Annotated in this window: 8 protein-coding genes; all 8 read left to right on the top strand. The window is 31.0% G+C overall.

The genetic code is table 11. The features are described from left to right. The first annotated feature begins 82 nt into the window (after window positions 1–82). The 8 genes from B5D41_RS08645 to B5D41_RS08680 all read left to right on the top strand — a co-directional run bounded on the left by B5D41_RS08645 (window position 83) and on the right by B5D41_RS08680 (window position 13,873). Window positions 83–2,977 (top strand): PD-(D/E)XK nuclease family protein, encoded by a 2,895-nt coding sequence (locus tag B5D41_RS08645; protein ID WP_078810232.1) that lies wholly within the window; start codon window positions 83–85, stop codon window positions 2,975–2,977. After that, window positions 2,977–6,549, top strand: a complete 3,573-nt coding sequence (locus tag B5D41_RS08650; RefSeq protein WP_078810233.1) for a UvrD-helicase domain-containing protein — start codon at window positions 2,977–2,979, stop codon at window positions 6,547–6,549. The genes B5D41_RS08645 and B5D41_RS08650 overlap by 1 nt, the downstream gene beginning before the upstream one ends. 43 nt (window positions 6,550–6,592) lie before the next feature. Then, on the top strand, window positions 6,593–6,997 hold the full coding sequence (locus tag B5D41_RS08655; RefSeq protein ID WP_078810234.1) for a single-stranded DNA-binding protein: 405 nt from the start codon (window positions 6,593–6,595) through the stop codon (window positions 6,995–6,997). Between the two features lie 164 nt (window positions 6,998–7,161). Next, the gene (locus B5D41_RS08660) at window positions 7,162–8,853 is read left to right on the top strand and encodes an AAA family ATPase (protein WP_078810235.1); all 1,692 of its coding nucleotides are present in this window, start codon (window positions 7,162–7,164) and stop codon (window positions 8,851–8,853) included. A 113-nt stretch (window positions 8,854–8,966) separates the two neighbouring features. Next, complete coding sequence (locus tag B5D41_RS08665) at window positions 8,967–9,548, top strand: WYL domain-containing protein (RefSeq protein ID WP_078810236.1); 582 nt, start codon at window positions 8,967–8,969, stop codon at window positions 9,546–9,548. Window positions 9,549–9,637: 89 nt separating this feature from the next. After that, window positions 9,638–10,771 (top strand): metallophosphoesterase family protein, encoded by a 1,134-nt coding sequence (locus B5D41_RS08670; protein WP_078810237.1) that lies wholly within the window; start codon window positions 9,638–9,640, stop codon window positions 10,769–10,771. Beyond that, window positions 10,771–13,203: an AAA family ATPase gene (locus B5D41_RS08675; protein ID WP_078810238.1), complete on the top strand. Its 2,433-nt coding sequence runs from the start codon at window positions 10,771–10,773 to the stop codon at window positions 13,201–13,203. Before B5D41_RS08670 ends, B5D41_RS08675 begins: the two co-directional genes overlap by 1 nt. 169 nt (window positions 13,204–13,372) lie before the next feature. Further along, entirely contained in the window at window positions 13,373–13,873 is a 501-nt protein-coding gene (locus B5D41_RS08680; protein WP_078810239.1) for a hypothetical protein, read from the top strand. Window positions 13,874–13,887 lie beyond the last annotated feature (14 nt).

The following is a 13,887-nucleotide window of genomic DNA, read 5'->3' on the forward strand; positions in this document are numbered from 1 at the left end:
ACAGATATTGTCCCAGTGAATCTGATATTATTTAAATAGATTGTGATATTTATATTATTAAAATTTGACAGGGGGGATTCAATTGTCTAAAAGGTTAATCTATAGTGATATTAACTCTGTGAACGATATAGGATTAAATTATTATTTAGAAAATGATAATTTATTATATATTCTTCCTTATTATGAAATGAAGGCTACTATGCGGGAAAAGATATGGCAGTCAGAGGATAGTCAAGCAGTGGTATTACAGAGTATGTTGTCTATTGATCAATTATTTAAAGACATTTATTATAAAGTAGATGGTAAGCGTCAGATTATTAATAATGATGACTTAAAGTATCTTTTATTTCAGTTACTGCAAGAAGAGGATTATGATTATTTTGATGAAAGTTCTACAGATTATATTTTAGAGTTTATTAATGAGATTGATGCCGAATTAGTTAATTTAGAAGAACGGAGATTAGATAAAGAAATTCTAGTTGAATTAAAAGATATTTATTATTCTTTAAAAGATAGACTAGATGAATTAAACTTTATTACAAAGTGGCAGAGTTATCAGTTTCTAATAGAAAACTTAACGAAAGCTGATTTTGTATATCTTTATCCAGAAGTTAAGAATATATTCTTAGATAGAGTTTATATCTTCAGACCTGCTGAGTTGGAGTTGATTTTAATATTAGCAGATTGGGTAGAAGAAATGACTATATTATTAGACTATAATCCTGATAAGAAGAAATTATTTAGTGATTTAGATCCATTATTTGAAAAGTTAAAAGAAGCTGGTTTTGTAATTGAAGACTATACGGAGAAGAATAATGAATTAATTAAAAAGATATTTAGTAATGAAGTCCTAGCTGAAGATGAAAAGTATATTTGGCAAGATGAGCTTGAAAAAGAGTTAAAAATAATTGATCTTCCTAATCCAGTGCAAGAATTAGAAGTTATAGCTAAAAAGATTAGAGCTTTAGCTAAAGAAGGAGAGAATTTATCTAGAATTGGGATTGCCTTCTCTACTCCTGGTAATTATCGACCTCATTTAGATAGGATTTTTACTCAATATAATTTACCTTATAAACGAAAAATACCTATGCCATTGATCTCGGTTTCATTAATTAAAGAATTAGTAACAGTATTAGATATATTAACTGGTGACTTTAATAGTCAGGAGTTTTTAGCTTTAATTAGTGCAGATTTTATTAATTTAGATTCTCCATCATTATTAAGTAAGCTAGACCAAGTTTTAAAAGAAGTTAGATTTGAAGCTGTTGGATGGCATTTAATTAAATTAATTGAAGATAAGATAAGAAGTTTAGAAGATGATGAGCTAGTAACGAATCTAGAATTTATTAAAGAGACTTTTAAATGGAGTCTAAGTAAAGAGGTAAGTTTTAAAGATTTTATTAATAAATTTATTAATATTCTTAACAAATTTGAATTAGCTGATAAATTAGAAGAATTTAAGGAAGATAGTGAAGTCATAGTTGCCTGGAATGAATTTCAGAATATAATTGCTAAATTAAATAATATAACAGATGAGAAAAGAACTTTAAAAGAATGGGTTAAAATTTTAAGGCAAGCTTTTCAGGAAGGGACTTATACTTATGATAAAAGTCAAGGAGTAGAGATTACTGGTAAGATAGAGCTTAGAAGTGGAGATTATGATTATATCTTTTTAGCTGGAATGAGCCATGATCTTTATCCAACGAGAGGTCAGAATCCATTAGATAAATACTTTAAAGAGTTAGGGATGGAATTAACAGATGATCAGGTTTTAGATAGATACCTTTTTGTTGACCATCTTCTAGGAGCAAAGAAAGGAATATTCATTACTTACTCTAAATCAGCAAGTGAAGAGAAGGCTTTAGCTAGTTCTTGTATTGAAGAATTAAGAAGAATAGTTAAGTTAGAAGAAATGAAGGTAGAAGATAATCTTTATTCAATTGATGAGCTGCAAAAATATTTAGGTAAGGGATTAAAAGTAGGGGAGCAATATAAATTAATCGATGATTATTCCTGGAATGAAGATTTATTAACTAAATTTAGGTTACTTAAAGATCGAAATCAAGATGAATTTTCAGCATATAATGGACAGATAGAAGACAAAAGGAATCTAAATTGGTTAGAGGAAAAATTTAATGATGATTATGTTTATTCGGCTGATTCGTTAGGTAGTTATGCTAATTGTCCATTTAAATTCTTATTTGAGAAGATATTCAAGATTAGAAGTCTTGAGTTCTCTGAAGAGATTCAGCCTTTTGAAAGAGGTAGATTTCTACATAAAATTATGGAGAAATTTTATAATAAGTTTAGTGCTGGGAAAGTTACGGAAGATAATCAAGAAGAAGCAGCTAAATTATTATTAGAAGTTACTCAAGAGGTATTGGCTGAATACCCATTATTTAAAGAGAGTTTCTATTGGCAGACTGAAGGTGAAAGATATTTAAAAGATGAAAGCTTAGGGATAGGTTTAGAGAAAATTTTAGCTTTTGAAAGAGATAGTAGAATAAAGAATAAGAAAACTAATGAGTTTACTGTAAAAGAAGTAGAATGGGACTTTAATGAATTAGAGTTAGTCGATAATTATAAATTTAGTGGTCGGATTGACCGCATTAATTATCATGAAGAAGATTGGTTAGGAGTCATTGATTATAAGACAGGAAGCATACGCAATCCGGTTCAGATGCCGCTTTATATTATGGCTGCCAATGAAGAGTTTAGTGAAGATATTGTTTATGGCGGTTATTATATCTTAGACCCTAGTAAGGGGATTGGCTATAAGAAATTAAATCTCACTAATGAAATGTATAAGAGTAGTAAAAAAGCTACGGAAAGATTTAATAATAGCTTAGAGGAAGCTAAAGAGAATATTAAAGAGTATATCACTAATATTAAAACAGGTAATTTTAAGATAGGCGAAGATGATAATGGTTGTAGTTATTGTCAATGTAAATTCATCTGTAGAAAGGAGGAAGCTTAATGACCAAGGAAGCAATTGAGATTAGGGGAATGAAGTTTACTCCTGACCAAGCCCAGGCGGTACAGAATTTAGATAAGAATTTAGCAATTAACGCTGGAGCTGGAAGTGGTAAGACTCGAGTCTTGACAGAACGTTATCTAGAGATACTATTAACTCCACAAGATCAGGGTGGATTAATGTATAAAGAAGATGCCTTAGATAAGATAGTAGCAATTACTTTTACAAAGAAAGCAGCCTCAGAGATGAAAGAACGGATTAGAGAGAGATTAACAGATTACTTAGCTAATAACTTAACTGACTCTAAAGATAATAAAAAAGAACGGGATTGGGTATTTAAATTATTAGATAATCTAGCAAAAGCTAAGGTTTCGACTATCCATTCGTTTTGTAGTGATATTATTCGGAATAATTTATTTGAATTAGGTATTAAAGCTGACTTTAACATAATAGAAGGTTTAGAAGAGAGAGAATTAAAAGAAGAGGCTATTACTTCAGTACTTGAGAAGATCATTAATGAGGAAGATTCTAAATTTCATAAAGAGCTACAGGAAATAACTTATTCATACGGCAAACGAAGATTATTTGATATCTTAAATGAAATGTTAGATAACACAGAAGGGGTAGAAAGCTTTTTAGTTGAAAATGACTCCAAGGAACTTCATGATGTAATTAATAAAGGAGTATATAATGATAGTTTAGAAGCAATAGAAGAATATTTGAATAATCAAGAACTAAAAGAAGAAATAAAAGAACTTGGAGAATATACTCCTAAGAATATATCTCGAGGAGTAAAAGTAATTAAAAGCATATTAAATTATTACCAAGAATTACTTAGCTCTTTGGAGTTATATCAAGAAAGTGATGCCCCACAAGATAAAGATAGATTATTAAATATTCATTTTAAATTCTTAAGTTGTTTATATAACTTTGATCAAAATAAGGAAGTAAAGATTGGACGAGCTATGGTAGCAGCTGACTGGGAAGGTGGTAACTCAGTCAAGAAGGCTGCTTATAGAAGGTTTGAGAGTTTAAAAGAGATTATTTTTGATAAGGTACCAACTGTTAAGGGGAAACCATTAATAGCTAGTGATGAAGAAGCAGCAAAGATATTAGAAATTTTATTAAAGATATATAAACGATTAGATAAAAGATATCATTCTTTAAAAGAGAGAGAAGGATATTTGGATTATTTAGATTTAGAGAAAAGAGTAGTTTTAGCTTTTCGAAATAATTATGATTTAGTAGAAAGATTAAGAAGAAAGATTGAATTTATTATGGTTGATGAATTTCAGGATACTAATCAGACACAGTGGGATATTGTTAGACCGTTGGTTACCAAAGATAAAGATTTCAATAAATTAGAGGAAGGTAAGCTATTTATCGTTGGTGATCCAAAACAGTCGATTTATGGTTTTAGACGAGCGGATGTAAGAATCTTTAATGAAGTTACTCAACAGATTACAGGCAATAATGTAGATGATGAGAAATTAATTAAGTTAAAGAAGAATTTTCGTTCTAATAAAGAGATTATTGATATTATCAATTATATATTTAATAATATCTTTCCTAAGAATAAAGAAGAGGCTAATGGTTATGATGTTAAGTACCAAGACTTGACCTTTGGGCGTAATAATAAATATGAAGAGAAGGTTGATGAAGATCCAGATTCACATATTGAATTATTGCTTACTCAATACTTTAGAGATGATGATTATAGTAGTGCCGAATACGAAGCAGAATTAATGGCTAATAAAATAGAGTGGTTAGTAAAAGAGTCTGATAAGAGGATATTTAAAGAAGATAGTCTTGATTCAGTCGATTATGGTGATATTGCCATCTTAATGCGAAGTAGAACTAGGCTTAAGGAGTATGAAGAAGCTTTAGAGAAATTTAATATTCCTTATCGGACTGTGCAAGGAAAAGGATTCTATCAGCGACAAGAGATTTATGATATCTATTTAGTATTAAAAGCATTAATTTATCCTGAAGATGATATAAATGTTTTTGGTCTGTTTCGTTCGCCGTTATTTGCATTAAGTGATGATCAGTTATTTGAATTGATGACTCTTGATAGTGATGAAGATGAACCTTTATTGAAGAGAGTATTTGTTAATTATCCTAAGGTTGAGGATAAATTTAATAAGTGGCAGCAGTTAAAAGAAGAGATGAGTATAGATCGATTAATAAATACGATTTTGATTGATTGTGGTGCTTATACTACTTATTTAGCTGGGACTAGTGGTGAACAACGTTTAGCTAACTTTAAAAAGTTAATCGAAGGAGCTTCAGACTTTAGCCAGCAGAATGGGAATAATCTATATCTTTTCTTAGAAAGATTAAAGAGTTTAATGGAAGAGGAGGATAAGGAAGGAGATGGTAAATTAGAGATTGAGGAAGGTAATTATGTTAGATTAATGACGATACATGCCTCGAAAGGTAAGGAGTTTCCAGTAGTCTTTTTAGCTGACTTAAATAATGCTGGTAATGCCAGATTAGGAAGTTTTGTTTGTGATGAGATTAATGGGCAAGAACAGATAGGAATCAAGTATTATGATGAAGAATTAAAACGTAATAAAACTAGTAGCCATGGGATGATTAAGGATAATTTAATTCTTAAAGATGAGATGGAAGGTAAGCGAGTCTTTTATGTAGCAACTACTAGAGCCGAGGAGATGCTCTTTTTATCAGGAGATATTAGAATCAAAAGGAGTGGGGGAATTACTTTAAACCATAGTCTTAAGTGGTTGATGCAAGGCTTAGGTTATGAAGTAGAAGATTTAGTGGAATTTTTAGAGAGTGAAGAGCAAGAAAAGATTGAAGAAGTAACTGGAGAGTATGGTAATATTGATCTTAAATTAACTAAAAATGACCGGACGATAATTGAGATTGAAGAGGAAGAAGCGTTTAAAGAAGTTAAAAAAGAGTTGACTACAGAGATAAATCCTGATAAATTTAAGTTAGATCCTAAAATTATATTCCCTTCGTCTTTGGCTAAAGAGGAGGATTTTCAAGGTGAGTTATCTAAAGAAGAAGTAGCAGTAGCGAATGAAGTCAATAATAGCAAAGAAAATTTAATTGAAGCTTCATTTTTAAATGAAAGAGCAGCTACTTTAAAAGGTACTTTAGTTCATGAAATGATTGAATTATTATCTACAGGAGATAAATTAGATAGAGATTATCTATTTAATTGTTATCCTGAATCTAAGGATTATCCAGATTTACGGACAGAAGTAGAGAAGGTTATTAATGAAATAGAAGAGTGTCCAGAATTTAATGAAATATTAGAGAATGAATGTAGACCAGAAGTTGAGTTCTACTATAAACGTGAAGGAAAACCGATTAGCGGTTCTATTGACCTGCTTTTTAAAGATGAGGATGGAGAATGGGCAGTCATAGATTGGAAGACGAATCGAATTGATGATATGGGTTATGTGAACCGGTTGGTTGAAAAGTATCAAAAACAGATTGAGATTTATCAAGAGGTTGTACGGGAGATGACTGGACAAGAGGAAGTGAAAGGATACCTTTACTTTACTGAAGCTGACAAAGGAGAAAGGTTAGTTGAGGTTTAAATAGTTGACAAATAACTAAAATAAAAACAAGGAGAGATGTGAAATGAATAAGGTTATTTTGATTGGAAGACTTGGACAAGATCCGGAGCTTAGGTATACGCCTAATGGAACAGCGGTCTGTAATTTTAGTATAGCTGTAGAACGGTCGTTTACTAATCAACAAGGAAAAAGAGAAGTCGATTGGGTTAATATTGTAGTCTGGAGAAAACAGGCGGAGAATTGTGCTAATTACTTAGAAAAAGGAAGACAAGTTGCTGTGGAAGGACGATTACAGATTAGAAGTTATGAGACTGATGAAGGCCAGAAGCGAAAAGTTACGGAAGTTGTGGCAAATAATGTACAGTTCTTAGATTATGGACAAGGTAATGGTGGAGGTAATAATCAAGGACAAAAAGCTAATAATAATCAAAGCCAAGGTGGAAAAGAGGATATTGATGTACCATTTTAATGAGTAATTCATGTATAATCTACTGGTTTTACAATTTAAATGTAAAGCCAGTAGATTTTTAGTTTTTTAAATAGGAAGTTTAGAATTAATAGCTCATTATTTTTTAATTTTTGGTTTTTTATGGTATAATAATATAACGAGTATAGTTGTAAGGAGGAAGATAAATGAAGAAGCTTCCTATCGGTATTGACGATTTCAAAAAGATAAAAGAAGAAGGGTATTACTATGTTGATAAAAGTCTATTTATTAAAGAGATAATAGATGAATCAGCAGAAGTAATCCTTTTAGCACGACCACGGCGTTTTGGTAAGACGCTTAATTTATCAATGTTACATTATTTTTTCGAAAAAAGGATCAAAGACGGAGATAATATAGATCTTTTTCAAGGTTTGAAAATTAAAGATGCTGAGCAGAGATATTTAGAAAAGCAGAATAAATACCCAATTATTCATTTGGATTTTAAAGATGTTAAAGCAAATAATTGGTCAAACTGTTTTGCTAATCTTAAGCGGATAATAGCTAAAGAATATAAAAGACATAGTTATCTATTAGATGCTGGTCTCTTATTGGAATATGAAGAGAAAGAGTATAGAGAGATAATGGATTTAAGTGCTAATCTAAATGCTTATCAATTTAGTTTAAAGAACTTATCAGAACATCTTAGTCAATATCATCAACAAAAGGTAATGATTTTAATTGATGAATATGATCAAGCAATAAAGAGCGGTTATATGAATGGGTTTTATGAGGAAGTTGTTGGTTTCATGCGTAGTCTATTAAGTGGTGGATTAAAAAGTAATCCTAATTTAGCTAAAGGGGTTTTAACTGGGATCTTACGTGTAGCTAAAGAAAGTATTTTTTCTGGACTTAACAATTTAGTAGTTAATACTCTTTTAGATAAAGAGTATGATAAATATTTTGGGCTTCTAGAATTAGAAGTTAAAGATATTTTAGATTATTATAATTTAAATTATAAATCAAATGAAGTTAAAGAATGGTATAACGGATATTCATTTGGTGAAAATATAGTCTATAATCCCTGGTCAATAATGACCTGCATTCGAAAAGAAGGAGAACTTAAGCCTTATTGGATAAATACTAGTGGTAATGAATTAATTAGAAAATTAGTAATAGAAGGAGATAGTGAGGTAAAGGGTGATTTAGAATTATTAATTCAGGGAAAGACAGTCAAAAAGAAGATTGATGAAAATATTGTCTTTGGCGATATAGATAAAAAAGGGAGTTCATTATGGAGTTTTCTTTTATTAAGTGGGTATCTTCGAGCTAAAAATAAATATATGGAGGAAGCAAGGCTTTATTGTGATTTAGATATTCCTAATAAGGAAGTAAAATACATCTATGAAGAGATAATCTTAAATTGGTTTGAAGATAAGATTACTAGTCAAAATCTTAAGCTGATGTTAAAAAGTTTAACCACAGGTGATATAGAAACTTTTACAGTTGTTTTTAAAGAATTTGTTATAAATAGTATGAGTAGTTTTGATGTAGGTGGGGATGAACCAGAAAAGGTATACCATGCTTTTGTTTTAGGACTGCTTTTGAACCTTCGTGATAGATATAAAGTAAAATCTAATCGAGAAAGCGGTTATGGTCGTTATGATGTGATGATTATTCCTGAGAATAAGAGTAAATTAGGAATAGTAATTGAGTTTAAAAAGTTAAATCAGCATCAAAACGAGGATTTAGAGACAGCGGTCAATGCTGCTCTTAAGCAGATAGAAGAACGAAATTATGCTCAAGAATTATTGAGCCAAGGAGTGACGGGTGTTTTAGAGATAGGTATGGCTTTTTCTGGGAAGCAAGTGAAGGTGAAGAGTAAAAATATTAATAAATAGTACGAATGACTTCTGTATCTTGCAGGAGTCTTTTTTATTTCCTTTAAAAGGATTATCAACATCTCACATCCAATTATTTCATATGCAGGAATAAATATGAGGTGATTATTAACATGAGTGAAATAGATTATTCTAAGTCATTAAATCTTTTACATATTTTTGAGCGATTACAACGTGGGGAAGTAATTAAAACAAAAGAAGAAATGAAGAGATTTAATGTGAGTCGCAAAACTATTCAAAGGTATATAGGGAGTCTTCGCGAATATTTAGCTGATTTTTATTTTTATTTAATTGCTTATATGTCTGATCGAGATTATGATCATCCAACAGTATTTAGGGTGGATAGAATTAATGGTTATACAGTAGAAGATGAAAATTTTAGCATTCCTTATTTAGAACGTTTTAAGCCTGGTGAATTTAGAAAACGAGTTCAATTTATGTTTAATGGAGAGCTATCAAGGATAGAGTTTAAGTATTATAGTAAAAATATAGAACATATTTTAGATAGACTACCGACAGCAGAAGTAATAGAAGAGACTGACGATGGTTGTATAATTAAAGCCGAGGTTTATAGTGAATATGGGCTTAAGATATGGCTATTATCTCAGGGTAAGAATATTGAAGTATTAAGACCTAAAAGTTTGCGTCAAGAGCTGCAGGAGTTGATCAAAGGTATGTTAGAGGTTTATAAATAAAAATTGATTAATTCTGGAGGTGGGACAATTATCGTCTTACCTAATATGGTAATATTAGGATGTGCAGCAAATTAAAAGGAGGTTTATAGATGGAATCAGTAAAGATTTTACATACTGGAGATTTACATATCGGTATGCGGTTTAATAATTATCCTGATGATATACGTCCACAATTAGTTAAGGCTAGATTTGAAGTATTAGAAAATTTAGTTACATTAGCTAATGAGGAGGAAGCTGATTTATTTGTGATTGCTGGAGATTTATTTGATAAGGTTAATGTGGCTAAGAGAGATCAAAATCAAGTACTGAATATTTTGAAAAAGTTTAGTGGTTCGGCGCTTTTACTCTTGCCTGGAAACCATGATTATGATGATGGAGTGGTAGATTTATGGAGGTTTTTTGAAAAAGAATTAACCGACAACTTGGTTTTACTTAATGAAAATAAGGTTTTTGATTTAACTGATTATGGTCTGGATCTCAGTGTCTATCCTGCCTATTGTGATTCTAAACACTCAGAAGCAGGAGTTAATAATCTGGATTGGATCAAGAATTTAGATAGTGAGAAGGAAAGTAAATGGCAGATAGGAATAGCTCACGGAGCTTTGGAAGGTTATTCGCCTGATTTAGAAAAGAAGTACTTTAATATGAACCGTTCTGAATTAGAGGAGCTGAATTTAGATTTGTGGCTATTGGGACATACCCATGTACCTTATCCACAGACCGATAAGAAGTCTATTACAGGACAGAGTATATTTAACGCTGGGACACCAGAGGCTGATGGAATGGATTGCAGGCATGCAGGTAATGCATTCTTATTAGAATTAGATGATAAAGGTGAAGTTAAAGCACAAGTTATTGAACCGGGTACTTATAAATTTGCTGAATTGGAATATAAGATTTTTGATGAAGATGACCTTTTGAATGTTAAAGAACAAATTTTAGACAAATATACTAAAACTAGTTTAGTCCGCTTGAAATTAAAGGGTAGAATTGATAAAGATTTGTTTAATAGAAAAGAAGAGGTTTATAAGGAGTTGCAAAAAAATCTAGCTTATTTCAAAAGATATGATTCGGAATTAAAGATTAATATTACTCCAAATGTAATAGATGAGGAGTTTAGTCAAAACTCTTTCCCACATCAATTTTTAAAGAAGCTGGTAATAAAAGAAGACGATGAGGAAGCATTACAAGTTGCCTATGAATTGATTAAGGAGGTTCAATAATGAAGATAATTAATTTTGAATCTGAGATTTTTGCTGGTTTAAAAGATTCTAGCTTATCATTTGTAGATGGTTTGAATGTGGTATTAGGACCTAATGAATCCGGAAAGAGCACTTTGGTTAATGCAATTCAAGCTACTCTATTTAAAGATGCTAAAGTAGGGAGAAGAAAGACAGAAGATATAAATTTTAGAGATAACTTCTTACCACACTTTGGTGGGGATTACATAAATGGAAAGTTAAAAATTGAATATGATAGGGATTTATATATATTAAATAAAAGATGGGGTAATGATCATTATGTAGAGTTTGAACCAGATGATGGTGCTAAAATTACTAAACCGGAAAATGTAAAAGCGAGATTAAATGATATATTTAAGTTTGGAGAGAAAACTTATGAGAATTTAATCTTTACTAAACAACAGACGTTAAAAGATACTATAGAGCAGATAATTGACGATGATGAAACTACTAATCAATTGGGAGAAATAATCAGGAAAGCGGTAATGAAATTAGATGGAGTTTCTCCTGATAAGTTAAGAGATAAAATTGCAGATAAGAAAAAAGATTTATTGGCTAAATGGGATGTTAAAAATTCCAGACCACAGAATAATCGAGGTATTCATAATAAATATATTCAAGGAACTGGCAAGGTTATTGATAGTTTTTATAAAAAAGAAGAATTAAAACAGAAGAAAGAAGATGCTAAAAGAATTGAGAAAGAGTTTGAAGAGGTAAGCTCTGAATTAAATGATTTGAAAGAAGAAAAGAAAGAGTTAACAGAAAAAATAAATAAATTGGCTGAATTAGAATCTGATATCTTGAAAAGAGGTCAGATAGAACCTAAGTTAGAAAATATAACTACTAAAGTGAAAGACCTAAAGAAAATTGCTAAAGAATGGCCTACAAAAGAAGAGCGATTAAAGAATCAAGAAGAAAAATTAAAGGAACTAAATGAGAGAATAGATGAGATGGAAGAGTCTTTACAGACTATAGATCAAATAAAAAGCAAAATAGAGTTTGAAAAAGATTTAGAGAAGGTAGATGCCTGTAAAAAGAATATTAAAGAATTAAAAGAAGAAATAGAAAAGCTTCCGGAGATAAATGAGGAGCAGCTTAAACAGCTTGAAGATTTAAGTGATACGATTTTAAAAAGCAAGACTACTATTGAATCAGCTACTCTAATAGGTAGTTTAAATAAATCCAATTCTAAAGTGAAAATTACTACTGGCTTAGATGATGAAGAAGAAATAGAAGCGGGAGCAGAGTTTAAAGCAAACGCTTATTTAAAGATAGAAGTAGAGGATAGTTTGGAGTTGGAGATAAGAGCTGGGGAAGTAGATTTTGTAGAAAAGAAAGTGGAGTTAGAGGAAGCAGGGGATAAGAAAGAAGAATTACTCCAAAGTCTAGGAGTAAATGATTTAGAGGATGCTAGAATTAAGGAAAAAGAGTTGAGAGATAAGAAAAGCGAACTTAAGAATGAAGAAAGTAATTTAATACAATTATTAGATGGAAGAGATTATCAAGAATTGCAGTCTAGGCAGGATGCACTAATACAGGAGATAGGTGAATCGAAATTAAATGTTAACCAACGAGAAGATATAGAAACTAAATTAAAGAAGCTTAAAGATGAAGATAGATTAGATCTTAGAAATGAAATATCTACTTTAAAAAGTAAGATAGAAGAGTGGGAAGAAGAATACAATAATAGTGATGAAATCCTAGATAAAATGGTAGATTTAAAGACTGAAAAGCAAGCTAAAGAGAAGGAGTTAGATCAATTAACTCCTTTACCAGAAAAATTTGAAAAAGCAGAGGATTTTCAGAGACATTTAACCCAGTTACGTAAAGAAAAAGATAAGATTGAAGATAATATTAGTAATAAAACGACTGATTATTATCAAAAAAAAGATGAGCTTCCTGATAGTTCTTATGAAGAATTACAGATTAGTTATGAAGAAGCTCAAAAAGATTATGGAAAGCAGTTGAAGGAGGCAAATGCTATCTTACGAGTGGAAGAAGCATTTAAAGAGGCGGAAGAAGAGATGGACCAAGATCCATTTGGATCACTAAAAGAATCTTTCAGTGATTATCTACAGACTTTGACGGATCATAATTATGAAGTAGGAGTCATTGATAAGAACTTTGATATAAAAGTAATGAGCGAGGAGGATAAAGGGTTACCTCTAGAATTGCTTTCAGCTGGTACTTATGCAGGAGTTGCATTAGCTTTTCGATTTGCATTATTAGAATATCTTTATGATGAGGAGCCTGGATTTGTGGTTTTAGATGACTGTCTGGTTGATCTGGATCCAGCTAGAAAGGAAGCAGCAGTGAAAGTAATTAATGATTTTGCTAAGAATAATCAGGTGATCTTTACGACTTGTGATCCGGAGACTGCTGAGTTATTTGGTGGGAATGTGATTGAAGTTTGAGGAAGTTTGAAAAGAAAAAACTAAGCGCTTTAATAATAAGTTTTTTGCTAAAGTAATAAGTTATGCTTATTGATCGGGAAGATAGGGTTAAATTGAAAGAGAGAAAGTGAAGGGATTAGAGTCTTAAGAAGTGATGATGAATTAGATTAGATATAAGGAGATGATCATAGTGGCGACTTTAACAGCACAGATATTAGTAGGTGGGAGTCACCCCAATCAGGGAGGTATTAACCCGAGTCATTATTTATTTTTATCGGAAAATAGTCGGCCTGCCTGGATGTTAATGCCCGAGAATATTTTTTCTGAGGAAAAAGAAGAAAATAAAATTGTCTGGATTCCTACTTTAGAGAATATATTAGAAGATGCCTTATTAATGATAGGAATCTATGTATTAAAGGATGAGGAATTATGTAAGCTAGCCGAGGAGTATTTTGATGATTTTGAAACAGACCATATAGAATTATATGAGGATATTAGTGAGGAGAATCGGAATAAATTATATAAAAAATGTCGAGAGTTAGAACAAAATTATAAAATTGTAATTACGAGTTTTGATGGAGACCGATTTGGTAATCAGCTTAAGGTCTTAGAAGAGTATGATATAGATGTGAGTGTATGTACGCCTAAATATACTCGGCATTATTCACAATGGCAGGATAAGGTTAGATAAGGCTTTGGGGGAGG

The sequence above is a fragment of the Selenihalanaerobacter shriftii genome (genome assembly GCF_900167185.1).
GTDB lineage: Bacteria > Bacillota > Halanaerobiia > Halobacteroidales > Acetohalobiaceae > Selenihalanaerobacter > Selenihalanaerobacter shriftii.

Excerpts from the sequence above, each read along its gene's own strand:
- B5D41_RS08650 (WP_078810233.1), top strand. The coding sequence starts at position 2,977 with ATGACCAAGGAAGCAATTGAGATTAGGGGAATGAAGTTTACTCCTGAC.
- B5D41_RS08655 (WP_078810234.1), top strand. The coding sequence starts at position 6,593 with ATGAATAAGGTTATTTTGATTGGAAGACTTGGACAAGATCCGGAGCTT.
- B5D41_RS08660 (WP_078810235.1), top strand. The coding sequence starts at position 7,162 with ATGAAGAAGCTTCCTATCGGTATTGACGATTTCAAAAAGATAAAAGAA.
- B5D41_RS08665 (WP_078810236.1), top strand. The coding sequence starts at position 8,967 with ATGAGTGAAATAGATTATTCTAAGTCATTAAATCTTTTACATATTTTT.
- B5D41_RS08670 (WP_078810237.1), top strand. The coding sequence starts at position 9,638 with ATGGAATCAGTAAAGATTTTACATACTGGAGATTTACATATCGGTATG.
- B5D41_RS08675 (WP_078810238.1), top strand. The coding sequence starts at position 10,771 with ATGAAGATAATTAATTTTGAATCTGAGATTTTTGCTGGTTTAAAAGAT.